This is a genomic window from Pseudoduganella sp. jia 12 (genome assembly GCF_055502675.1).
Genome location: NZ_JBUXKP010000006.1, coordinates 231,709 through 252,922 on the forward strand (window position 1 = coordinate 231,709; position 21,214 = coordinate 252,922).

Annotated in this window: 20 protein-coding genes; 12 read left to right on the top strand and 8 right to left on the bottom strand. The window is 64.7% G+C overall.

The annotated features are described in order from the left end of the window. Positions 1-2 precede the first annotated feature (2 nt). The 3 genes from ACY65G_RS15330 to ACY65G_RS15340 are packed head-to-tail and all read left to right on the top strand — an operon-like array spanning position 3 to position 3,083. A complete protein-coding gene (locus ACY65G_RS15330) occupies positions 3-968 on the top strand; it encodes an aspartate carbamoyltransferase catalytic subunit (RefSeq protein WP_130187603.1) in 966 nt (321 codons plus the stop codon). Positions 969-976: 8 nt separating this feature from the next. Beyond that, a complete protein-coding gene (locus tag ACY65G_RS15335) occupies positions 977-2,284 on the top strand; it encodes a dihydroorotase (protein WP_464998184.1) in 1,308 nt (435 codons plus the stop codon). Positions 2,285-2,291: 7 nt separating this feature from the next. Further along, the gene (locus tag ACY65G_RS15340; protein WP_464998376.1) at positions 2,292-3,083 is read left to right on the top strand and encodes a lysophospholipid acyltransferase family protein; all 792 of its coding nucleotides are present in this window, start codon (positions 2,292-2,294) and stop codon (positions 3,081-3,083) included. A 63-nt stretch (positions 3,084-3,146) separates the two neighbouring features. Here ACY65G_RS15340 and ACY65G_RS15345 read toward each other — a convergent pair whose 3' ends face one another. After that, the gene (locus tag ACY65G_RS15345) at positions 3,147-4,007 is read right to left on the bottom strand and encodes a symmetrical bis(5'-nucleosyl)-tetraphosphatase (protein ID WP_464998185.1); all 861 of its coding nucleotides are present in this window, start codon (positions 4,005-4,007) and stop codon (positions 3,147-3,149) included. A 268-nt stretch (positions 4,008-4,275) separates the two neighbouring features. Between ACY65G_RS15345 and rfbB the strand changes: the two genes are divergently transcribed. The 9 genes from rfbB to waaA all read left to right on the top strand — a co-directional run bounded on the left by rfbB (position 4,276) and on the right by waaA (position 13,318). Next, entirely contained in the window at positions 4,276-5,361 is a 1,086-nt protein-coding gene (gene rfbB / locus ACY65G_RS15350; protein ID WP_464998186.1) for a dTDP-glucose 4,6-dehydratase, read from the top strand. Next, the gene (gene rfbA / locus ACY65G_RS15355) at positions 5,358-6,263 is read left to right on the top strand and encodes a glucose-1-phosphate thymidylyltransferase RfbA (protein ID WP_464998187.1); all 906 of its coding nucleotides are present in this window, start codon (positions 5,358-5,360) and stop codon (positions 6,261-6,263) included. Before rfbB ends, rfbA begins: the two co-directional genes overlap by 4 nt. Next, the gene (rfbC, locus tag ACY65G_RS15360; RefSeq protein ID WP_464998188.1) at positions 6,260-6,805 is read left to right on the top strand and encodes a dTDP-4-dehydrorhamnose 3,5-epimerase; all 546 of its coding nucleotides are present in this window, start codon (positions 6,260-6,262) and stop codon (positions 6,803-6,805) included. The genes rfbA and rfbC overlap by 4 nt, the downstream gene beginning before the upstream one ends. Further along, entirely contained in the window at positions 6,802-7,659 is an 858-nt protein-coding gene (gene rfbD / locus ACY65G_RS15365) for a dTDP-4-dehydrorhamnose reductase (RefSeq protein ID WP_464998189.1), read from the top strand. The genes rfbC and rfbD overlap by 4 nt, the downstream gene beginning before the upstream one ends. Before the next feature lie 246 nt (positions 7,660-7,905). Next, the gene (locus tag ACY65G_RS15370; protein WP_464998377.1) at positions 7,906-9,003 is read left to right on the top strand and encodes a glycosyltransferase family 4 protein; all 1,098 of its coding nucleotides are present in this window, start codon (positions 7,906-7,908) and stop codon (positions 9,001-9,003) included. Between the two features lie 66 nt (positions 9,004-9,069). Beyond that, positions 9,070-9,378 carry an H-NS histone family protein gene (locus tag ACY65G_RS15375; protein WP_464998190.1) on the top strand — a complete coding sequence of 103 codons (309 nt, stop codon included), beginning with the start codon at positions 9,070-9,072 and terminating at the stop codon, positions 9,376-9,378. 280 nt (positions 9,379-9,658) lie between these two features. Further along, positions 9,659-11,041 (top strand): phosphomannomutase/phosphoglucomutase, encoded by a 1,383-nt coding sequence (locus tag ACY65G_RS15380; protein WP_464998191.1) that lies wholly within the window; start codon positions 9,659-9,661, stop codon positions 11,039-11,041. A gap of 5 nt (positions 11,042-11,046) precedes the next feature. Beyond that, positions 11,047-12,021, top strand: coding sequence for a lipopolysaccharide heptosyltransferase I (waaC, locus tag ACY65G_RS15385; protein ID WP_464998192.1), 975 nt, complete (start codon positions 11,047-11,049; stop codon positions 12,019-12,021). Between the two features lie 13 nt (positions 12,022-12,034). Continuing rightward, entirely contained in the window at positions 12,035-13,318 is a 1,284-nt protein-coding gene (gene waaA / locus ACY65G_RS15390; protein ID WP_464998378.1) for a lipid IV(A) 3-deoxy-D-manno-octulosonic acid transferase, read from the top strand. A 5-nt stretch (positions 13,319-13,323) separates the two neighbouring features. Here waaA and ACY65G_RS15395 read toward each other — a convergent pair whose 3' ends face one another. The 7 genes from ACY65G_RS15395 to ACY65G_RS15425 form a co-directional block, all read right to left on the bottom strand. Continuing rightward, positions 13,324-14,349 (bottom strand): M48 family metallopeptidase, encoded by a 1,026-nt coding sequence (locus ACY65G_RS15395; protein WP_464998193.1) that lies wholly within the window; start codon positions 14,347-14,349, stop codon positions 13,324-13,326. After that, a complete protein-coding gene (locus ACY65G_RS15400; RefSeq protein ID WP_464998194.1) occupies positions 14,295-15,035 on the bottom strand; it encodes a lysophospholipid acyltransferase family protein in 741 nt (246 codons plus the stop codon). Before ACY65G_RS15400 ends, ACY65G_RS15395 begins: the two co-directional genes overlap by 55 nt. A gap of 15 nt (positions 15,036-15,050) precedes the next feature. After that, positions 15,051-15,608 (bottom strand): D-glycero-beta-D-manno-heptose 1,7-bisphosphate 7-phosphatase, encoded by a 558-nt coding sequence (gene gmhB, locus ACY65G_RS15405; RefSeq protein WP_464998195.1) that lies wholly within the window; start codon positions 15,606-15,608, stop codon positions 15,051-15,053. Between the two features lie 10 nt (positions 15,609-15,618). Continuing rightward, a complete protein-coding gene (gene glyS / locus ACY65G_RS15410; protein ID WP_464998196.1) occupies positions 15,619-17,721 on the bottom strand; it encodes a glycine--tRNA ligase subunit beta in 2,103 nt (700 codons plus the stop codon). A gap of 5 nt (positions 17,722-17,726) precedes the next feature. Next, positions 17,727-18,632: a glycine--tRNA ligase subunit alpha gene (gene glyQ, locus ACY65G_RS15415; RefSeq protein ID WP_464998197.1), complete on the bottom strand. Its 906-nt coding sequence runs from the start codon at positions 18,630-18,632 to the stop codon at positions 17,727-17,729. Between the two features lie 104 nt (positions 18,633-18,736). Continuing rightward, positions 18,737-20,296, bottom strand: coding sequence for an apolipoprotein N-acyltransferase (lnt, locus tag ACY65G_RS15420; RefSeq protein WP_464998198.1), 1,560 nt, complete (start codon positions 20,294-20,296; stop codon positions 18,737-18,739). Then, entirely contained in the window at positions 20,296-21,174 is an 879-nt protein-coding gene (locus ACY65G_RS15425) for an HlyC/CorC family transporter (protein ID WP_464998379.1), read from the bottom strand. Before ACY65G_RS15425 ends, lnt begins: the two co-directional genes overlap by 1 nt. Positions 21,175-21,214: the final 40 nt, after the last annotated feature.

Below are 21,214 nucleotides of genomic sequence, written 5' to 3' on the forward strand. Positions count from 1 at the left end.
CCATGCTTAATCCGCAACTGAACAAACACGGTGAGCTGCAGCACCTGCTGTCCACCGAAGGCCTGCCGAAGGCCATCATCAACCAGATCCTCGACACCGCCAGTTCCTTCGTCAGCGTCTCCGACCGCGAAGTGAAGAAAGTGCCGCTGTTGCGCGGCAAGAGCGTGTTCAACCTGTTCTTTGAAAATTCCACGCGCACGCGCACCACGTTCGAGATCGCGTCGAAGCGCCTGTCGGCGGACGTGATCAACCTGAACATCTCGGCATCGTCGGCCAGCAAGGGCGAATCGCTGCTGGACACGATCGACAACCTGGCGGCCATGCACGCCGACATGTTCGTGGTGCGCCACGCGCAGTCCGGCGCGCCGTATCTGATCGCCAAGCACCTGCAGGACACGAAGCAGAACCACGTGCACGTGGTGAACGCGGGCGACGGCCGCCACGCGCACCCCACGCAGGGCCTGCTGGACATGTACACGATCCGGCACTACAAGAAGGACTTCACCAACCTGCGCGTGGCGATCGTGGGCGACATCCTGCACAGCCGCGTGGCCCGCTCGGACATCCACGCGCTGACCACGCTGGGCGTGCCCGAGATCCGCGCCATTGGCCCGCACACGCTGCTGCCGGGCGGCCTGGAACAGCTGGGCGTGCGCACGTTCACGAACATGGACGAGGGCCTGAAGGACGTGGACGTGATCATCATGCTGCGCCTGCAGAACGAACGGATGAGCGGCGCGCTGCTGCCTTCGGCGCAGGAATACTTCAAGAGCTACGGCCTGACGCCGGAACGCCTCGCGCTGGCGAAGCCGGATGCCATCGTGATGCACCCGGGCCCGATGAACCGCGGTGTCGAGATCGACTCGGCGGTGGCCGATGGCCCGCAGGCGGTGATCCTGCCGCAGGTCACGTTCGGGATCGCGGTGCGGATGGCCGTGATGAGCATTGTCGCAGGGACTCAAGGATAAGTATCAGGATGAGCAATCTTCACATCAAGAACGGCCGCGTGATCGACCCGGCCAACGGCGTCGACGCGGTACAGGACCTGTATATCGTCGACGGCAAGGTGGCCGCGCTGGGCACGGCTCCCGAAGGTTTCACGGCGGCGCGCACGATCGATGCGAGCGGCCTGGTGGTGGCCCCCGGCCTGGTGGACCTGGCGGCGCGGCTGCGCGAGCCGGGCTATGAATACAAGGCCACGCTGGAATCGGAAATGCAGGCCGCGCTGCATGGCGGCGTGACGAGCCTGGTGTGCCCGCCGGACACCGAGCCCGTGCTCGACGAGCCGGGCCTGGTGGAAATGCTGAAGCACCGCGCGCGCAGCCGCAACGGCGCGCACGTGCATCCGCTGGGCGCACTGACGATGGGCCTGAAAGGCGAGTCGCTGACGGAAATGGCCGAGCTGACCGAAGCGGGTTGCATCGGCTTCGCGCAGGCCGAGATGCCGGTGACGGACACCAACGTGCTGCTGCGCGCGCTGCAATATGCGAACACGTTCGGCTACACCGTGTGGCTGCGCCCCCAGGATGCGTACATCGGCAAGGGCGGCGTGGCCCATAGCGGGCCGCTGGCTTCGCGCCTGGGCCTGTCCGGCGTGCCGGTGATGGCCGAAACCATCGCGCTGCACACGATCTTCGAACTGGTGCGCTCCACCGGCGCCAGGGTGCACCTGTGCCGGCTGTCGTCGGCCGCCGGCCTGGAACTGATGCGCGCGGCAAAGGCCGAAGGCTTGCCGGTCACCTGCGACGTGGGCGCGCACCACGTGCACCTGACCGACGCCGACATCAATTTCTTCGATCCGAACGCGCGCGTGACGCCGCCATTCCGCACCCAGCGCGACCGCGACGCGATCCGCGCCGCGCTGGCCGACGGCACGATCGACGCGATCTGCTCGGACCACACGCCGGTCGACGACGACGAAAAGCTGCTGCCGTTCGCCGAGGCGTCGCCCGGCGCCACCGGCCTGGAACTGCTGCTGTCGCTGGCGATCAAGTGGAGCGAAACGCTGGGCAATGGTCATGGCACGGGCGACAAGCACCTGTTCAAGGCGCTGCAGCGCGTCACGTCCGACCCGGCCCGCGTCGCTGGCCTGGATGCCGGTCACCTGCGCGTGGGCGCGAGCGCCGACGTGGTCCTGTTCGATCCGGCCGAACGCTGGCTGGTCGAGGCGGGCGCACTGGCCAGCCAGGGCAAGCACACGCCATTCCTCGGCTACGAAATGCCGGGCCAGGTCAAGGCCACGATCGTGGCTGGCCGGGTTGCCTACGAACGGAAAGCCGCCTGAGTCGATGATCCTCGCATTGCGCATCGCGCGGCTTGTCTTCCACCTGCTGTCCGGCATGGCGATCTGCGCGCTGTTCTTCCCGTGGATCGATCGCGAGGCACGGGAGATCCACATCCGCCGCTGGTCGCGCCACCTGCTGGGCATCTGCAACGTGCACGTGCAGATCACCGGCAACAGCGCGGCACCGCGTGCCCAGGCCCTGGTGGTGGCCAACCATGTCTCCTGGCTGGATATCTTCGTGCTCAATGCGCTGTACCCATGCCGCTTCGTGGCCAAGGCCGAGATCCGCGCCTGGCCGCTGGCCGGCTGGCTCGTCGAGCAGGCCGGCACCGTGTTCATCGCGCGCGGCAACCGGCGCGACCTGCGCCGCGCGTTCGAAGGGCTGGTGACGGCGCTGAAGACGGGCGAGCGCGTGGCGTTCTTCCCGGAAGGGACGACCGCCCCGCAAGGCACGCTGCTGCCGTTCCACGCCAACCTGTTCGAGGCGGCGGTGGATGCGAAATCACGCGTGCAGCCGTATGCGATCCGCTATATCGACCATGAGCGCAAGCCGCATCCTTCCGTGGAGTTCATCGGCGACATGACGTTCGTGCAGAGCGTGATGGCGATCCTGTCCGGCAAGGCGATCCACGCCCGCGTGACGATCCTGCGTTCGATGAAAAGCGAAGGCGTGGGCCGGCGCGACCTGGCCGAGCGCTCGTACCAGGCGATCAGGGAAGCGCTGGGGATCGCGCCGCAAGGCGCGGAGCCCGCGCCGGCGGACAAGGAGCCTGGCGACGCAGATACCCGCCAGGCATAGTCTTGCCGGAAAACCGGTGACAGACACCAGTATTTTGGAATGTTTCAAAAAAACCGGTGTCTGTCACCGGTTTTCATTTTTGCCCTTGGCCCGTTTGAACTCCGGGCATTCCACCTGCAGCAGCGAACGGTCGTCCAGGCAAACCGCCGACAGCTGGCCACCCCACACGCAACCGCTGTCGAGCGCGATGTAGCGAGGCGCGATACGCAGACCCAGCGCCGACCAGTGGCCGAATACCACGGTCACGTCTTCCGTGCGGCGGCCGGGCACGTCGAACCATGGCATCAGCCCGGTGGCGGGATCGACGGTGGCGCTTTCCTTCAGCTTGAAATCCATCTCGCCGTCGGCGCTGCAAAAACGCATCCGCGTCAGCGCGTTGACGATGCAGCGCAGCCGGGCCGTGCCGCGCAGGTCGTCGTCCCAGCGGTCCGGCTGGTTGCCGTACATTTCAGCCAGGAAGCCGGTCCAGTCAGGGCTGCGCAGGGCCGCTTCCACTTCGCCGGCCAGTGCGATCGTCTGCACCGCGCTCCATTGCGGCAGCACGCCGCCATGTACCAGCAGGTGCCCCTTCGTCAACAGCGCCAGCGGACGTTCGCGCAGCCAGTGCAGCAGCGCCGCACGATCGGGCGCGGCAAGGATCGTATCGAGGGTGTCGGAACCGGATTCGGGCCGGATACCGTCGGCGACGGCCAGCAAGTGCAGGTCGTGGTTGCCCAGTACCGCATCAATGCGGCCGCCGCTGCCTTGCGCCAGCGCCTGCACATAGCGCAGCGTGGACAGCGAGTCGGGGCCACGGTTGATCAGGTCGCCGCAGAACAGGATGGCCGGCGGTTCGTTGCCGTGCTCGCGTTCAAGGATGCGCTCGACGAGCGCCACAGTTTCGGCATGGCACCCCTGCAGGTCGCCAATCGCATAAGTCCGCATACTTCTCCATCGTGGCACCGCGTCGTATTCCAGCGGGTCGCTTGTCAATCGATCGTGGGTTCAAAGCGCGGCCGCATTTTTTCCTGCGCCATGCCGTCGAAATTCCCGGGACAGCCAGCCATCCCGCGAAATATCCGCCTGGCCTGACACGAAATGCATCGCTTTGATTCCATGCCGTTGTCAAGTGAGCCACTACCCGTAGGCCGCGACGCGCTTTGCCATTACAATCGGTGTTATCAAAAATTAATTTCCTGGACTGGGATACTAAATGATTTTCGTGACTGGTGGGGCCGGGTTTATTGGCTCGAATTTCGTGCTGGACTGGCTCGCGCAATCGGACGAGCCCGTGGTCAACTTCGACAAGTTGACCTATGCCGGCAACCTGAACAACCTGGCATCGCTGAAGGAAGACGTGCGCCACGTGTTCGTGCGCGGCGACATCTGCGACGGCGAGCAGGTGCTGGCGCTGCTGCAGGAACACCGGCCGCGCGCGATCGTGCACTTCGCGGCCGAGAGCCACGTGGACCGGTCGATCCATGGTCCTGCCGAATTCATCAACACGAACATCAACGGCACGTTCGCGCTGCTGGAAGCGGCGCGGGCCTACTGGAGCGCCTTGCCGGAAGCGGACAAGGCGGCGTTCCGTTTCCTGCACGTGTCCACCGACGAAGTGTATGGCACGCTGGGGCCTGGCGATGCGCCGTTTACCGAAACCACGGCCTATGCGCCGAACAGCCCGTATTCGGCATCGAAGGCGGCATCCGACCACCTGGTGCGCTCCTACCACCACACGTACGGCTTCCCCACGGTGACGACGAACTGCTCGAACAACTATGGCCCGTACCACTTCCCCGAAAAGCTGATCCCGCTGATGATCGCCAACGCGCAGGCCGGTAAATCGCTGCCCATCTATGGCGACGGCCAGCAGATCCGCGACTGGCTGTACGTGTCCGACCATTGCACGGCGATCCGGCGCGTACTGGCCGATGGCGTGCTGGGCGAAACCTACAACGTGGGCGGCTGGAACGAGATGGCGAACCTGGACGTGGTACACACGCTGTGCGAGATCCTCGACAGCCTGAAACCGAAGGCCGACGGCAGCAGCTACCGCACCCAGATCACGTATGTGAAGGACCGTCCGGGCCACGACCGCCGCTATGCGATCGATGCGCGCAAGCTCGAGCGCGAGCTGGGGTGGAAACCGGCCGAAACGTTCGAGACCGGCATCCGCAAAACCGTGCAATGGTATCTCGACCACCCTGACTGGGTAGCGGACGTGCAGTCCGGCGCCTATGCAAAGTGGGTCGAGACCAATTATTTCAACCGCGACGGCGCAGGGAGGAGCACGCCATGAGCATCGATCCGATCAGTGCACGCAAGGGCATCATCCTGGCCGGCGGTTCCGGTACCCGCCTGTATCCGGTGACCACCAGCGTGTCCAAGCAGCTGCTGCCGATCTACGACAAGCCGATGATCTACCATCCGCTGACCACGCTGATGCTGGCGGGCATGCGCGAGATCCTGGTCATTTCGACGCCACAGGATACGCCGCGCTTTCGCGAACTGCTGGGCGACGGCAGCCAGTGGGGCCTGCAGCTCTCGTATGCCGTGCAGCCGTCGCCGGACGGTCTGGCGCAGGCGTTCATCATCGGCCGCGAATTTGTCGGCGATGCGCCGTCCGCGCTGATCCTGGGCGATAACATCTACTACGGCAACGACCTCGATGGGCTGTTGCGCAGCGCCGCCGGCGAACCGGATGGCGCAACGGTGTTCGCCTACCACGTGAACGATCCCGAGCGCTATGGCGTCGTGGAATTCGACGGCAACCGGCGTGCGGTCAGCATCGAGGAAAAGCCGGCGGTGCCGAAATCGAACTACGCGGTGACGGGCCTGTATTTCTACGACCGGCAGGTATGCGACATTGCCGCCTCGATCAAACCCTCCGCGCGGGGCGAGCTGGAAATCACGGATGTGAACAAGGCCTACCTGGAGCGGGGCGAGCTGCGCGTGGAGCTGATGGGGCGTGGCATGGCGTGGCTCGATACGGGCACCCACGAATCGCTGCTCGATGCCTCGCAATTCATCGCCACGATCGAGAAACGCCAGGGCCTGAAAGTGGCCTGCCCGGAAGAAATCGCCTATCGCAAGGGCTATATCGACGCAGAGCACTTGCGCCGCCTCGCCGAACCGTTGAGGAAAAACGGTTACGGTCAATACCTGATGCAAATCCTGCTGGATAAAGTGATAGCACGATGAAAGCCATTCCTACCCCGATCGAAGGCCTGCTGATCATCGAACCGACCGTGTTCGGCGACGATCGGGGCTTTTTCTACGAGAGCTTCAACGCGCAGCGCTTTGCCGAACTGACCGGTGTGCAGCTGCCATTCGTGCAGGACAACCACTCGCGGTCGGCGCGCGGCGTCTTGCGCGGCATGCATTACCAGATCCGCCAGGCGCAGGGCAAACTGGTGCGCGTGACCGCTGGCAGCGTATTCGACGTGGTCGTCGACCTGCGCAGGAGTTCGCCCACATTCGGCCAATGGCATGGCCTGGAACTGTCGGCCGAGAACAAGCGGCAGTTGTGGATTCCACCGGGCTTCGCGCACGGCTTTACCGTGACCAGCGAGTTCGCCGAGTTCCTGTACAAGACCACCGATTACTACGCGCCCGAGCACGAGCGCTCGATCGCCTGGAACGACCCGGCTGTCGGCATCGAATGGCCGGTCGAAGGCGCGCCGCTGCTGTCGGCCAAGGACCGGAACGGCGTGGCGCTGGCCGACGCGGAAGTGTTCCAATGAAGATCCTGCTTACCGGGAGTACCGGCCAGGTCGGCTATGAGCTGGAACGCAGCCTGCAGGGCCTGGGCGAGGTGATTGCCGTCGACCGCCATCGCATGGACCTGGCGAACCTCGACCAGGTGCGCGACGTGATCCGGGAGGTGCGACCGCAACTGATCGTCAACCCGGCCGCCTACACGGCGGTGGACAAGGCGGAAAGCGAGCCTGACCTGGCGCACCGTATCAACGCCGAAGCGCCGGCCGTGATGGCGGCCGAAGCGAACGTGCTGGGCGCGGCGCTGGTGCATTACTCGACCGATTACGTGTTCGACGGGCACGCAGCCGATGCGCGCGTGGAAAACGACGCCGTCGGGCCATTGAGCGTGTATGGCGCCAGCAAGCTGGCCGGCGAAAGGGCGATTGCCGCCTCCGGTGTGCCGCACCTGATCTTCCGCACCAGTTGGGTGTACGGCATGCGCGGCAAGAACTTCCTGTTGACGATGCTGCGCCTGGCAAGGGAACGCGATGAACTGCGCATCGTCGACGACCAGCATGGCGCGCCCACGTGGAGCCGCACCATTGCCGATGCCACGGCGCTGATCCTGGCGCAGGCGCGGGCGGGCGGGCAGCCATGGTGGGCCGAAAACGGCGGCACCTATCACCTTTCCAGCCAGGGCCGCACCACGTGGTGCGGATTTACCGCCGCGATCCTGGAAGAGGCCGGCATCGGCTGCAAGCTGGTGCCGATCACCACCGAGCAGTATCCGCTCCCGGCTGCCCGTCCCCGGTATTCGGTACTCGATTCCAGCCGGTTGCAGGAGCGCTTCGTGCGCCTGCCCGAATGGCGTGAAGCGCTGCGCCTCTGCCTGCGCTGAATGCTCGCCAGCGCCGCCAATTTCAGCCACGCGCAATTATTTAGATGTTTCCAATAGTAAGTGATTTCTGGCAACTTGCTTGGCGGGGTTAGAATCCCGCATTTTCCCGCAGCCCTGGCCATTACCCTGGCAAGGGCCTGATTTTCCCAGTTTCCATTTATTAATCCGGTACAATCGCTGGTTGGCATGCAGACAACGCCCGTTGCTGCAGTGCGGCATCGCCTGACCACGACCGATTTTCGATACATGTTTTCTTTCCTTGTAAGCTTTGTCGCTTCAGCCTTGTTGACCCTGCTGGTCATCAAGGAGGCGCGGCTGCACGGGCCTGCGCTGGATACCGATTTCAACGGGGTCCAGAAAGTGCATTCGCACAGTGTGGCCCGGATTGGCGGGCTGTCGATCTTTCTCGCCGTCGCGCTGTCGGCGTGCATTTCCGTCTGGCGCGTGCCTGCATTGACGACCTGGATGCTGTCGCTGATGGCATGCAGCTCGTGCGCGTTTGTCGGCGGTATCGTCGAGGATTACACGGGGCGGGTATCCGCCGCACGCCGCCTGCTGCTGACGATGGTCGCGGCATTGCTTGGCTATTACCTGCTCGATGCCAGGATCGACCGTATCGACTGGATCGATGCGGTGTGGCCGCTGCCTTATATCTGGCTGACGCTGCCGCTGACCGTCCTGTCGGTGGCCGGCATTGCCAATGCCGTCAATATCATCGACGGATTTAATGGCCTGGCCAGCGTTGTCACGATATGCATGCTGCTTTCCCTCGGCTATGTCGCGTTGCAGGTCAACGATATGTTCGTGCTGGTGGCGGCGCTGATGGTGGCTGGCGCCACGGCCGGGTTCCTCATCTGGAATTACCCGGTCGGCCTGATATTCCTGGGCGATGGCGGGGCATACTTCATCGGATTCATGCTGGGCGAACTGGCGCTGCTGCTGGTAATGCGCAATCCGCAGGTTTCCACGTGGTACGCGGCGCTACTGCTCATCTACCCGGCATTTGAAACACTGTTTTCCGTGTATCGCCGCATGTTCATTCGCGGCAAGTCGCCGGCAATGCCGGACGGTATTCACCTGCACAGCCTGATATTCAGGCGCGTGGTGCAATGGGCGGTCGGGCACAAGGATGCCCGCGCGTTAATGCGCCGCAATTCACTGACATCGCCCTACCTTTGGATGTTTTCGCTGATGGCGGTAATACCGGCCACCGTATTCTGGCGCTATACGGGCGTGCTGATGCTATTTTGCCTGCTGTTCATTATCAGTTATGTCTGGTTATATGTACGCATCGTCCGTTTTAAAGCGCCGCGTTGGATGATTCGCCACAAAAGAGACCGGTGAATACAAAGTTGGTGTATATTTCGCACAGAAACACGTTTCCCGATCATCTTTACAAAGGAATAGACGATGGATCTGTCGAATTTATCCGCCACGGATTTGCGCAATCTGCAGGAGCAGGTCAAACGCGAATTGAAGAAACGCGAGTCGCATGACTTGCAAAAAGCAAAGGATGAGATTCTCGCGATCGCCCAGCGCGTGGGCCTGCCGCTGAAGGAATTGATCGCCACCAATTCGCGCGGCAAAGGCGGCACCGTTGCGGCACGTTTCCGCAATCCTGGCGATTCGGGCCAGCAATGGACCGGCCGTGGCCGCCAGCCGAAATGGGTGAAGGACTGGGTGGATTCGGGTAAATCCATCGACGACCTGCGAATCTAAAGTATCGGCTACTTGGAATTTGGTTTGCTTTGCCCTGGTGCCTCGGGGCATTGAGAAACCGTAATGAGCGGCGTTGGGTCTGGTTGAGGAACGGAACCGTACTATAGTACGGTCGGTCCGCCGCTGCGGAGTACCGCAGGCCAGCAGCCAGCGCCGCGCAATAGGTGTATCAAGGTCCCCTCAGCAGCAAGACTTGCTTGCAGGCGGGATCGCACTTACTATACCGGTTGTTTCCATTTCATAAAGCCGGCTGCCCGATCAGCCCGGGCTCCCGACATTCATGGTCTCCCTCTCCAAATCAATCTTCAAAGCTTACGACATTCGCGGCATCATCGATAAAACCCTCGACGCAGGCGTGGCCCGCCAGATCGGTCACGCCTTCGGCGCCGCCGCGCTGGCGAAAGGCGAGCGCAGTGTCGTGATCGGCCGCGATGGCCGCCTGTCCGGGCCGGCACTGGCTGCCGCGCTGGCGGAAGGGCTGCAAGCGGCAGGCGCCGATGTGATCGACCTGGGCGTGGTCGCCACGCCGATGGTGTACTTCGGCACGAATGTCCTGGAAACGAAATCGGGCATCATGGTCACGGGCAGCCACAATCCGCCCGACTACAACGGCTTCAAGATGGTGCTGGCCGGCGAAGCGATCTACGGCGACGCGATCACCGGCCTGTACGAGCGCATCGCCGCCGGCGACCTGCAGCCGGCTGCCCAGCCTGGCAGCTACCGCACGCACGATATCCGCGCCGCCTACCTGGAACGCATCATCGGCGACGTGAAGATCGCCCGTCCCATCAAGATCGCCGTCGACTGCGGCAATGGCGTGGCCGGCGCGTTCGCAGGCGACCTGTACCGCGGCATGGGCTGCGAAGTGATCGAACTGTTCTGCGAGGTGGACGGCAACTTCCCGAACCACCACCCGGATCCGGCCCACCCGGAAAACCTGCAGGACCTGATCCGCTGCCTGCAGGAGACCGATGCCGAGATCGGCCTGGCATTCGATGGCGACGGCGACCGCCTCGGTCTCGTCACGAAGGATGGCCAGATCATCTATCCGGACCGCCAGATGATGCTGTTCGCGGCCGACGTGCTGTCGCGCGTACCGGGCGAACAGATCCTGTACGACGTGAAGTGCACGCGCCACCTGGCGCCCTACATCGAGAAATCGGGCGGCACGCCGCTGATGTACAAGACCGGCCATTCGCTGGTGAAGGCCAAGCTGAAGGAAACCGGCGCCCCGCTGGGCGGCGAGATGAGCGGCCATATCTTCTTCAAGGAACGCTGGTATGGCTTCGACGACGGCCTGTATGCCGGCGCGCGCATGCTGGAAATCCTGACGAAGGAAACGGATCCTTCCGCGCTGCTCAATTCCCTGCCGCAGTCCGACAGCACCCCGGAACTGCACCTGCACCTGAACGAAGGCGAGAACTTCGCGCTGATGGACAAGCTGCGCGCGGATGCGAAATTCCCCGGCAACGAACGCATCATCACGATCGACGGCCTGCGCGTCGAATACGCCGACGGCTTCGGCCTGGCCCGCTCGTCGAACACCACCCCCGTGATCGTGCTGCGCTTCGAGGCCGAGACGCCGCAAGCGCTGGCACGCATCCAGGGCCAGTTCCGCGACGTGATCCTGACCGCGAAGCCGGACGCCGAGCTGCCGTTCTGAGCTAGATGAACATCCTGCTGGTGCGCGTCTCCTCGCTGGGAGACGTGCTGCACAACATGCCCATCGTGGCGGATATCCGCCGCCACTTCCCCGATGCGAACATCGACTGGGTCGTGGAAGAGGGCTATGTCAGCCTGGTGCGCCTCAATCCCGAAGTGCGGCACGTCATCCCGTTCGCGCTGCGCCGCTGGCGCAAGAACCTGGGCGACAAGGCTGTGCGGGCCGAGATCAGGGGATTCTTCCGCCGGCTGCGCGAAGTCGAGTACGACTATGTGTTCGACACGCAGGGCCTGCTGAAGACCGGCATCATCATGGGGGCCGCGCGCATCCGCAAGGGCGGCCACAAGGTGGGCCTGGCGAACGGCAGCGAAGGCTCCGGCTACGAAGGCATTTCCCGCATCTTCCACACGAACAGCATTCCCCTCGACCCGCGCACGCACGCGGTGGCGCGCGGCCGGCTCGTGGCCGGCGCGGCGCTCGGCTATGCCGTCGACACGCCGGCCGATTTCGGCCTGCCCGACGTGGCGGCCGATGAACCGCGTCCGGACTGGATGCCCGCCGGGCCGTATGCCGTGTACTTCCATGGCACCGCGCGCGACGCGAAGAAATGGGCTCCGGCCAACTGGATCGCATTGGGCCACGAGCTGGCGCCGATGCCGATCCTGCTGCCATGGGGCTCGCCCAAGGAAAAGGCGGAAGCCGAAGCCCTGGCGGCGGGCATCCCGAATGCGCGCGTGCTGCCGAAGCTGCCGATGGCCGACGCGGTGATGCTGGCACGCCGTGCCGCGCTCGCCGTCGGGGTCGACACGGGGCTCACGCACATCGCCGCCGCGTTCAGCCGGCCGGTGGTCGAGATCTATTGCGACTCGCCGCGCTGGAAGACAGAGGGCAACTGGTCGCCGAAGATCATCAACCTGGGCGACCGGGGCAATCCGCCGTCCGTTGCCGAAGTGGCGGTGGCCGCCAGGAGCCTGCTGTGAAGGTGCCGGCTTGATCCGCTTTTTGTATTCCCTGGCCTGGCGGCTGGCACTGCCGCTGGTGCTGGCGCGCCTGTGGTGGCGCGGCCGCCAGGAGCCGGGCTACCGCCAGTTCTGGAACGAGCGCCTTGGCATCTACGGCCGCAGGGCCGCCAATGACGAGCCGCTGACGATCTGGGTGCATGCGGTATCGGTGGGTGAAACACGCGCCGCCGAGCCGCTGGTGGAGGCGCTGCTGAAGCGCTATCCGCGCGGCCGCATCGTGCTCACGCACATGACGCCGACCGGCCGCGCTACCGGCAAGGGCCTGTTCGGCAAGCACGGCGCACGCGTCGTGCAATCGTACCTGCCGTACGACCTGCCGGCGCTGGTGCAGCGCTTCATTGCGCACTTCGAGCCGCGCGTGTGCATCCTGATGGAAACCGAGGTGTGGCCGAACCTGATCCATGGCTGCAACCGGCGCAAAGTACCGGTGGTGCTGGCGAATGCGCGCTTGTCGGAACGTTCGCTGCGCAAGGCGCGCAAGCTGGGAAGCCTGATGACCGACGCGGCGCGCGGCATTTCGCTGGTGGCAGCCCAGACGCAGGACGATGCGGACAGGGTACGGGCGCTGGGGGTTGCCAACGTGGCCGTTACCGGCAGCATCAAGTTCGACGTGGCGGTGCCGCCGGCCGCGCTGGCGACCGGCGCACAGCTGAAAAACCAGTTTGGCGTGACGCGCCCGGTGCTGCTGTGCGCCAGCACGCGCGAGGGCGAGGAGGAAGCCATCCTCGATGCGTTCAAGGCGGCCGCGTTGCCGGAAGGGGCGCTGCTGCTGCTGGTGCCGCGCCACCCGCAGCGCTTCGATGCCGTCGAGGCGATGGCGCGCGAGCGCTCGCTTGCCGTGCAGCGGCGCTCGGCGCTGGCGCAACCGGGCGCCCGGGTCGATGCATCGACCCGGGTCCTGCTGGGCGATTCGATGGGCGAGATGTTCGCGTATTACGCCACCTGCGATGTCGCCTTCATCGGCGGCAGCCTCGCGCCGCTGGGCGGGCAAAACCTGATCGAGGCGGCGGCGCTGGCCAAGCCCGTGCTGATCGGCCAGCACACGTTCAACTTCGCCCAGGTGACGGACGACGCGGTGGCTGCCGGCGGCGCGCTGCGCGTCGTCGATGCGGCCAGCCTGATGGCCCAGGCGGCCCGGCTGCTGTCCGACGACGGCGCCCGCGCCGCGATGGGCCAGGCGGGCCTTGCGTTCGCCAACCAGCACCGCGGCGCGACCGCCCGCACACTCGACCTGCTGCCGCCCTTGGCTGACTGAGGTTCCTACGGGAACAGCACCGGCAGCTCCTGCGCGCGGCGCCGCAGCAGCTGTTTCGCTTCCTCGTATTGCGGATAGACGCGCCCCACGTGCGCCCAGAAGCGCGGGCTGTGGTTCATTTCATGGATGTGCGCCAGCTCGTGCGCCACCACATAATCGATCAGCGGCAACGAGAAAAACATCAGCTTCCAGTTCAGCCGGATCACGCGCCCGATCGTGCACGAGCCCCATCGCGCATCGGCCGAGGAGACCGACATCGATGCATATTGCACGCCCACACGCGGCGCATACAGGTCGAGCCGCTGCGCGAACAGGCCTTCGGCCTGCTGCTTGTACCAGTTCTTCACACGCTCCTTGACCAGCAGTTCGGTGGCGCCCTGCACAAGGCCCAGCGCCAGCTCTCCCGTTTCCGGATCGAATGTGGTGCGGTTGCGCGGCGCATGGTGCAGCCGCAACGTGATCTCGCCGCCCAGGTAAGGCAGTTTCGCGCCATCCTTCCATTCGACCGGCGGCTTGTCCAGCCGCGCGGCGCGGCGCTGGCGGCGATCGTCCAGCTTCGACAGGATCCAGTTCTGCTTGGCGCGGATCGCATTCTCGATGTCGGCCAGCGTGCAGCGCTTCGGTGCCGTCACGCGCAGGCCGTCGTCGTCGACCATGAAGCCGATCGAGCGGCGCGTGGAGCGGCGCAGCGCGTATTCGAGGATGAAGCTGCCCACCAGCACCTGGCGGCGTTCCATGCCGTCGGCCGGCGGCAGCACGGGGGATGGATCCGGCCGGCGCAGCGGCACAGGGGGGCGCAGCAAGTTGACGGTGGCCGGCGCCGCGATGGGGAACGACGATGCGGGGAACGGAAACGGAGGGGAGGGAGGAGCCGCCGGCGCTTCGGCTGGTGCGGCGCCGCCGGCGAACAAATCGAGCTGGAGTTCGGCTTGAGCGACGCCTTCGCCGCTCCTTTCACTGGCCTGGGTGCGGTTTTCTAGCCAGCGCTGTAGGCGTGGGGCGAAATGACGCGCATTTCTGATTCTATCCACTGTTCCACCTGTTCCATCATGCCGTCGGGGGTCTGTCCCTCGGAAGATATCGGCTTGCCCACCGAAACCGTGATCTTGCCCGGATACTTGATAAACGAATTCTTCGGCCAGCACTCGCCCGAGTTGACGGCGATCGGTATGACCGGAACGCCGGTGTCGATCGCGAGGCGCGTGCCGCCGCTCTTGTACTTGCCCGCCTGGCCCACCGGGATGCGTGTGCCTTCCGGGAACATGATAATCCATTGGCCGTCTTTCAGGCGACGCTTTCCATGGGCAACCACCATCCGGAACGCGTTCTTGCCCTGCTTGCGGTCGATCGGGATCATGCGCAGCAGCGCGATGCCCCAGCCGAAGAACGGGATGTACAGGATTTCCTTCTTGAACACGAAGACGAGGGGCCGCGGCAGGTTCGCCAGCAGGAAGATCGTTTCCCATGCCGACTGGTGTTTCGACAGCACGATGGCCGGGCTGTCGGGGAAATTCTCGTAGCCCTTGAATTCGTAATGGATGCCGCAGACGACCTTCGCCAGCCAGATGACGAACACGTTCCAGCGCGACGTGACGTAGTACCGCTTGTTATAAGGCAGCGGCGCAGCCAGCATGCAGACGAACGACCAGATCACCGTGGCGATCGCCATCACCACGGAAAAAACGAGGGAACGCAGGAACAGGACAGCTTTACGCAACGCGGTACTCCAGATTCAAGATTGGGGCGTGGATTTCAGGATGTGCTGCACGGTGGCCGCCAGGTCGGGGAACGTGAGCGTGCCTGGTGGCAGTCCGCCGGTCGCCTCGGTTTTCTCGCCCTTGCCGGTGCGCACCAGGAACGGCACGCAGCCGCCGATGAAGCCCGACTGCAGGTCGCGCAGCGAATCGCCTACGGTGGGCACGCCCTTCAGGCTCACCTGGTAGCGCTTCGAGATCTCGGCGAACATGCCGGGTTTCGGCTTGCGGCAGTCGCAGTTGTCGGCCGCCGCGTGCGGGCAGAAGAATACCGCCTCGATGTTCGCCCCCACCTGCAGGGCGAGACGGTGCATCTTGGCGTGGATCGCGTTCAGCGTGGTGATGTCGAACAGTTGCCGCGCGATGCCGGACTGGTTCGAGGCGATCACCACGCGGTAATTGGCCTGGTTCAGGCGCGCGATCGCTTCGAGCGAGCCGGGGATGGGGATCCACTCGTCGGGGGACTTGATGAAGTCCGGCGAATCGTGGTTGATCACGCCATCCCGGTCCAGGATGATCAGTTTCGGCTGCGGCATCCGGGCTTCCTCAGGCGGCCAGCTTCGAGATGTCCGCCACGCGGTTCATCATGCCGTGCAGCGAAGACAGCAGCGCCAGGCGGTTGTTGCGCAGCGCGATGTCGTCGGCCATCACCATCACGTCGTTGAAGAACGCATCCACGTCGTCGCGCAGTTGCGCGAGCGTCTTCAGGGTGCCGGTGAAATCGCCGGCGGCAAAGGCCGCGTCGACTTCCGGCTGCACGCGCGTCACGGCGGCGGCGAGGTTCTTTTCCGCCTCGTCCTGCAGCAGCGCCGGGTTCACCGTGCCGGCCTGGGCCAGGGCTTCCTCGTTCTTCTTGAGGATGTTCGTGATGCGCTTGTTGGCGGCGGCCAGCGACGCCGCTTCCGGCAGCGCGGCAAACGCCTGCACCGCTTCCAGGCGCTGGACGATGTCGTCCAGGCGGTCCGGGTTCTGCGCAACGACGGCCTCGATCTCGTTCGGCGTGAAGCCGCGTTCGCGCAGGATGCCGCGCAGGCGGTCCATGAAGAATGCCGTCACGTCCGCAGTCGGATCCTTGAAATTCGGCACGGAAGCGAATTGCGCCACCGCATCGGCCAGCACTTCGGAGATATCCAGCGGCAGGCGCTTCTCGATCAGCATGCGCAGCACGCCCAGCGCATGGCGGCGCAGCGCGAACGGATCCTTGTCGCCGGTCGGCTGCAGGCCGATGGCCCAGATGCCCACCAGCGTTTCGAGTTTGTCGGCCAGCGCGACGGCCGTGCCGGTCTGCGTGGACGGCAGCGCATCGCCGGCAAAGCGCGGCTGGTAATGCTCGGAAGCAGCCAGCGCCACTTCCTCGTTCTCGCCGTCGTGGCGGGCGTAGTACGTGCCCATGATGCCTTGCAGCTCGGGGAACTCGCCCACCATGTCGGTCAGCAGGTCGGCCTTCGACAGGCGTGCGCCCCGCTCGGCCAGCGCAGCATCGGCGCCGAGGCGTTTGGCGATCGCGGTCGCCAGTGCGGTCACGCGGTCGCTGCGCTCGGCCTGCGTGCCCAGCTTGTTGTGGTAGACCACGTTCTTCAGCAGCGGCAGGCGCGACTCCAGCGTCTTTTTCTTGTCCTGCTCGAAAAAGAACTTGGCGTCGGACAGGCGCGGGCGCACCACGCGCTCGTTGCCGCCCACGATCGCGGCCGGTGTGTCGGTGGCGATGTTCGAGACGATCAGGAAGCGCGAACGCAGCTTGCCGTTCGCATCGGTCAGCGCGAAGTATTTCTGGTTCGTCTGCATCGTCAGGATCAGGCATTCCTGCGGCACGGCCAGGAATTCATCCTCGAAGCGGCATTCGTACACCACCGGCCATTCGACGAGCGACGCCACTTCATCGAGCAGCGCATCGGGCATCAGCACCTTGTCGTCGCCGGCCTTGGCCAGCAGCTCCTTGCGGATCTGCTCCTTGCGGGCGTCGAACGACGGGATCACCTTGGCTTTTTCCACCAGAGTGTCGGCGTACGCGTCGGCGTGCGCGATGGTCACGGCGCGCTGGCCCGGTGCCGTGAGGAACCGGTGGCCCTGCGTGACGTTCGATGCCGTCAGCCCCAGCAGCGTCAGCGGCAGCACGGTGTCGCCGAACAGGGCGATCACGCTGTGCGCGGGGCGCACGAACTGCACGGTGGCGCCGTCCGGGCGCTGGTAGCTCATCACCTTCGGGATCGGCAGCTTGGCCACCGAATCCTCCAGCGCGGCCTGCAGGCCGCTTTCCAGCTGCGAGCCCGGTGCGGTATACGTGTGGAAGAACGATTCGGCTTTGCCGTCCTGCGCGCGTTCCAGGTCGCTCACCTGCAGATCGGGGAAGCCCAGTGCCGCCAGCTTCTTGGCCAGCGGCGCGGTCGGGTTGCCTTCCTTGTCGAGGGCCACCGCTACCGGCAGCACCTTTTCGCGGATCGACTTGTCCGGCGACACGTCGCGCACGCGGGTGATGGAAACGGCCAGGCGGCGCGGCGTGGCATACGAGGTGGCGATGCTGTCATCTTCGAGGAAGTCGCGCGACTTCAGGCCGTTGACGATGCCGGCGGCAAACGCGGCGCCCAGTTTCGACAGCGCCTTCGGCGGCAGTTCTTCGGTCAGCAGTTCGATCAGGAGAGTTTGAGTCATGGCGATTATTCTTGTGCTTGGGCGGCCATCGGGAAGCCGAGGCGTTCGCGGGAATCGTAGTAGGCTTGGGCGACGAGGCGCGACAGCGTGCGCACGCGGCCGATGTAGGCGGCGCGTTCCGTCACGGAGATGGCGCCGCGCGCGTCCAGCATGTTGAAGCTGTGCGAGGCCTTCATGATCTGTTCGTAGGCCGGCAGCGTGAGCTGCAGCTCGACCAGGCGCTTGGCTTCCGATTCATGGTTCGCGAACTGGGCGAACAGCAGCTCGGTGTTGGCGTGCTCGAAGTTGTAGGTGGACTGTTCCACTTCGTTCTGGTGGAACACGTCGCCGTATTTCAGCACTTTCTTGACGCCACCTTCTTCCCACTCGGTCCACACCAGGTCATACACGTTCTCGACGCCCTGCAGGTACATGGCCAGGCGCTCGATGCCGTAGGTGATCTCGCCCAGCACGGGCTTGCAATCGAGGCCGCCCACCTGCTGGAAGTAGGTGAACTGCGTGACTTCCATGCCGTTCAGCCAGACTTCCCAGCCCAGGCCCCAGGCGCCCAGCGTGGGGCTTTCCCAGTCATCCTCGACGAAACGCACGTCGTTCTGCTTCAGGTCCAGGCCCAGCGCTTCCAGCGAACCGAGGTACAGGTCGAGGATGTTTTCCGGCGCCGGCTTGAGCACCACCTGGTACTGGTAATAGTGCTGCAGGCGGTTCGGATTTTCGCCATAGCGGCCATCCTTCGGGCGGCGCGACGGCTGCACGTAGGCGGCGCGCCACGGCTCCGGGCCGATCGCGCGCAGGAAGGTGCCGGTGTGGAACGTGCCCGCGCCGACTTCCATGTCGTACGGCTGGAGCAGGGCGCAACCCTGCTTGTCCCAATAGGTTTGCAGGGTCAGGATGATTTGTTGGAATGTCAGCATCGTGTTCTTTTAGTGGCGTGCAGGACGCGCAAGCATGATCAGGAGAGCAGCGTGGTTCGCTGAAACGGCTCATTTTAGCGGTTTTTGCAACGGACCAGTAGGGTTCAGGGGGTTGCCTTCCTGCGGCGGGAGAGCAGCCAGGCGGCCAGCACGCTTGCCGCGGCCAGCGCGAGGATCAGGCGATTCTGCAGCACGATGTAGGGCGTGTCGCCTGTCATGCCCTGCACCGTGGCCTTCAGCACGCCGGCCTGGTAGTACGGCAGGCTCGCCTGGATTACGCCGCGATGGTCGATGACGACGGTGGCGCCATTGTTCGTGGCAGCCAGCATCGGGCGGCCCGTTTCCAGGGTGCGCATCTGCGAGATCTGCAAGTGCTGCGGGATCGCCACCGATTCGCCGTACCAGGCCAGTTCGGAGACGTTCAGCAGCACGGTGGCGCGGGAACCCGCATTTTTTCCGCTACTTAATTGCGCCGCGATCTCTTCGCCGAAGTTGTTTTCATAGCAGATGTTCGGCAGCACGCGCTGGTCTTTCACCGCGAACGACGGCTGCAATGTTTCGCCGCGGGTCTGGTCGCCCAGCGGGATGCGCATCATGTTGGTGAACCAGCGGAAGCCCAATGGGATGAATTCGCCGAACGGCACGAGATGGTGCTTGTCGTAGCGGTATGGTTTCGCCATCGTGGGCCCCAGCCCCATCACGCTGTTCGCATAGCGGGTGGGGCTGTCGGCGAACGGCATGCCCAGCACCACGGCGCTGCCGGTCTTGCGGGCGAACTGTCCGTAAGCATCCAGGTAACCGGCCGGCAACTGCTGCGGGAACAGCGGGATGCCCGTTTCGGGAATCGCGATCAGGTCGGCCGGTTCGGCCAGCACGATTTGCTGGTAGCGCCGCAGCGTATTGCCGATATGGTTCGGGTCGAACTTGGTCTGCAGCGGGATGTTGGCCTGCACCAGGCGCACCGTCAGCGGCTGTCCGGCCGGCGCGGTCCAGTCGATCCACTGCAGCGACCAGCCGCCGACCCACAATGCGGCGATCAGCGACAGCGCCGGCTTGCGTACCGGGTGCATCAGCAGCAGCAGGGCGCCGGCGGTGATGGCCACGATCCAGCCGATGCCGAACACGCCCAGCACGGGAGCATATCCGGCGAGGGGGGAGGCATTGTGCGCATAGCCGCTGGACGCCCACGGGAAGCCCGTGAACAGCCAGCCGCGCGTCCATTCGGAAACAGCCCACAGCGCCGGCAGCACGAGCAGGTTCGCGGCCGGCAGCGACAGGCCCCAGCGCTTGCGCAGCCAGGCGGCGGCGCCCATCGCGGCGCCGCAGTGCGCGCCCATGTATACCGCCAGCAAAGCAATGGCGATCCAGGCCAGCGGCAGCGGCAGGCCGCCGAACCGCGAGATCGCGATCGTCAGCCAGTGCACGCCGGCCAGGCACCAGCCGAAGCCGAATGCCCAGCCGATGAACGCCGAAGCCTTCACGGAGTCGGCGCGCAGCACCTGGTAGAACAGGATCGCCAGCGTGAGCAGCTGGACCGGCCACCAGCCGAGCGGCGCGAACGACACCACGCTGGCGCCGCCGGCAACGGCGGCGATGAGCATGCGGCTCTTGGTGCTGCGGGGTGGGGCGGGAGGTGCGCCGGGGGCGGCGCGGCGAAAACGCATCAATCCTGCTCGTCGATGGCGGGTGGCAGTTTCTCGACCGTCAGCACGTGGATCTGGCGGGCATCGGCGCGCAGGACTTCGAAGCGCAGGTTGTCGATGTCGAACACGTCGCCCTTGTGGGGCATGCGGGCCAGGTGCTTGGCAACGAAGCCGCCGATGGTGTCGACGTCGTCGTCCGGCAGGTCGGCGTCCAGTTCCTCGTTGAACTGGGCGATCTCGGTCAGTGCCTTGACGCGCCAGCGCGGACCCAGTTGCCCTTCGCGGATGGAAAGGATGTTGTCCTCTTCTTCGTCGAAGTCGTATTCATCCTCGATGTCGCCGACGATCTGTTCCAGCACGTCCTCGATCGTGATCAGGCCGGCCACGCCGGAATACTCGTCGACGACGATCGCCATGTGGTTGTGGTTGGCGCGGAAATCGCGCAGCAGCACATTCAGGCGTTTCGATTCGGGGATGAAGATCGCCGGACGCAGCATGCTGCGCACGTCGAACGATTCCTCGGCGTAATAGCGCAGCAAGTCCTTCGCCAGCAGGATGCCGACGACCTTGTCGCGCTCGCCCTCGATGGCCGGGAAGCGCGAGTGCGCCGTTTCCAGCACGAGCGGCATCCACTCTTCGATGGGCTTGGTGATGTCGATGACGTCCATCTGCGAACGGGGCACCATGATGTCGCGCGCGGACAGGTCGGATACCTGGAACACGCCTTCGATCATCGACAGGGCGTCGGCATCGATCAGGTTGCGTTCGTGGGCTTCGTGCAGAACATCGAGGAGCTCGGAGCGGTTTTCCGGCTCGGGGGAGATCAGGGCGGTAAGTCGCTCGAGAAGTGAGCGGTGGGGTTTAGCGTCATTCCTGACGCTAGTAGAGTGCTCTTGCATAGCAGGCATAAAGCCATTTGTTTTGAAGGGATACAGGATA

Coding starts and splice junctions, on each gene's coding strand:
- ACY65G_RS15330 (WP_130187603.1), top strand. CDS start 3: ATGCTTAATCCGCAACTGAACAAACACGGTGAGCTGCAGCACCTGCTG.
- glyQ (WP_464998197.1), bottom strand. CDS start 18,632: ATGCTGACATTCCAACAAATCATCCTGACCCTGCAAACCTATTGGGAC.
- rfbC (WP_464998188.1), top strand. CDS start 6,260: ATGAAAGCCATTCCTACCCCGATCGAAGGCCTGCTGATCATCGAACCG.
- ACY65G_RS15380 (WP_464998191.1), top strand. CDS start 9,659: ATGGTCTCCCTCTCCAAATCAATCTTCAAAGCTTACGACATTCGCGGC.
- ACY65G_RS15370 (WP_464998377.1), top strand. CDS start 7,906: ATGTTTTCTTTCCTTGTAAGCTTTGTCGCTTCAGCCTTGTTGACCCTG.
- glyS (WP_464998196.1), bottom strand. CDS start 17,721: ATGACTCAAACTCTCCTGATCGAACTGCTGACCGAAGAACTGCCGCCG.
- ACY65G_RS15425 (WP_464998379.1), bottom strand. CDS start 21,174: ATGCAAGAGCACTCTACTAGCGTCAGGAATGACGCTAAACCCCACCGC.
- lnt (WP_464998198.1), bottom strand. CDS start 20,296: ATGCGTTTTCGCCGCGCCGCCCCCGGCGCACCTCCCGCCCCACCCCGC.
- rfbB (WP_464998186.1), top strand. CDS start 4,276: ATGATTTTCGTGACTGGTGGGGCCGGGTTTATTGGCTCGAATTTCGTG.
- rfbA (WP_464998187.1), top strand. CDS start 5,358: ATGAGCATCGATCCGATCAGTGCACGCAAGGGCATCATCCTGGCCGGC.
- ACY65G_RS15345 (WP_464998185.1), bottom strand. CDS start 4,007: ATGCGGACTTATGCGATTGGCGACCTGCAGGGGTGCCATGCCGAAACT.
- rfbD (WP_464998189.1), top strand. CDS start 6,802: ATGAAGATCCTGCTTACCGGGAGTACCGGCCAGGTCGGCTATGAGCTG.
- ACY65G_RS15375 (WP_464998190.1), top strand. CDS start 9,070: ATGGATCTGTCGAATTTATCCGCCACGGATTTGCGCAATCTGCAGGAG.
- waaC (WP_464998192.1), top strand. CDS start 11,047: ATGAACATCCTGCTGGTGCGCGTCTCCTCGCTGGGAGACGTGCTGCAC.
- ACY65G_RS15335 (WP_464998184.1), top strand. CDS start 977: ATGAGCAATCTTCACATCAAGAACGGCCGCGTGATCGACCCGGCCAAC.
- gmhB (WP_464998195.1), bottom strand. CDS start 15,608: ATGCCGCAGCCGAAACTGATCATCCTGGACCGGGATGGCGTGATCAAC.